Below are 1,279 nucleotides of genomic sequence, written 5' to 3'. Positions count from 1 at the left end.
ATCACCCGCAGCCGCCTCGCACGCCTCACCCGCCAAGGCTTCCTCACCCAACCCGGACGAGGCCGCTACCAGAAACGGACTTAACAACCTCTCAGTGCTGCGGTCAGGCCGGGTGCGAGGCGGGCCAGGTGGTCCACCAGGGCGTGTACGCATGCGTGAGCCGTGCCCACGCTGATACCGAAGCCGGCCGCGATCTGCGTGAGGGGCTCGTTTTTCCGCAGGTACACCAGTGCGGCAAGGGCCCGGCTTGCCTGAGGAAGCTTGCACCGTCGGTCACCCTCGGGGGTGACGATCAGCATCGTCACCCACTCGACGAGTGCGTGCGGGACATCGAGTACGGCACGATAGGGAACCAACAGAGCCCCCAGGCTGAAGAGTTGAGCTTCGACACCTTGCTCAACAGCCCGGGGGCTCTGCCCGTTGCACAGCCACCACCCCGTCACCCGATCGGTGGCCGAGTTGAAAACGCTTACTGGTCAGGAGATGGTGAGTACTGCTGGGCCGCTGGCGCTCTCCAGGCCGTTGCCGAACAAGGGGAAGCAGCTCAACAGGTCGATGCTCTGTGAGGTGAGCACGTACACGATGTCACGACCGGCGTACTTCCCGCTTTCAATGTCAGTTGTGATCGTCACGATGAGGTTGCCCGCGGCTCCGGTCACGACGATTTCTGAAGCGGTCCACGAGAACGTCGTCGTTTCTGCGGTGTTCCACGTGATCGTCTCGGATCCGGCGGGCGGGGATAGCAGATCCAGACAGGAGGTCTCCTCCGGGCCGCTGAATGAGGAGCTTCCGGAAGTGATGGCAGGGTCTTCCGAGTCTGTGCAGGAGCTCAGGTTCGTCCCTCCCGACGTGGTGACTTCTTGGGTGTACAGGCGGAGCCCGGGGTCCCAGTTGATGTGTTGGGTACCGGTGCAGGCCACCAGCGAAGTGTCGGCCCTAGCGGGTGAGACGAAACCGGCGGTTCCGATAACGAGGCCGAGGGTCGCCGTGCTGGCTTGCAGCCAGTACCTCAAGCGACGACTTCTTGATGTGCATTGCTCCATTTCTTAGCCCCTTCCGATGAGGTTGTGGGTCGCGAGGAGGTCGCCGCTTTAAAGTCGAGCGCCTCGGCCGATTCGCGCCAACCAGATGCCCGCTACAGAGACATGGGCCGTTACGCTGGACTTGGCATCTCCTGTCGGCCCCCTTAGACCGTGTCCTATGTGGTGAGGCGGACGAGGCGTTTGTAGCAGCAGAGGGCGGCTGCTAGGCCGAGGAAGGCCAGGTAGTTGCGGGGATG

At 63.0% G+C, this 1,279-nt stretch carries 1 protein-coding gene and 1 pseudogene; both read right to left on the bottom strand.

Annotation, left to right across the window (positions count from 1 at the left end; genetic code table 11):
* Positions 1-89: 89 nt before the first annotated feature.
* Positions 90-356 (bottom strand): annotated as a pseudogene (locus ACFYP3_RS37875) (transposase family protein); the annotation flags it as partial.
* Positions 357-476: 120 nt separating this feature from the next.
* Entirely contained in the window at positions 477-1,013 is a 537-nt protein-coding gene (locus ACFYP3_RS37870) for a hypothetical protein (RefSeq protein WP_388842670.1), read from the bottom strand.
* Between the last annotated feature and the right edge of the window lie 266 nt (positions 1,014-1,279).

This window comes from Streptomyces sp. NPDC005533 (assembly GCF_042871845.1).
Taxonomy (GTDB): domain Bacteria; phylum Actinomycetota; class Actinomycetes; order Streptomycetales; family Streptomycetaceae; genus Streptomyces.
Note: the sequence above shows the minus strand (reverse complement) of the source record. Positions and strands in the feature narration are given on the sequence as shown.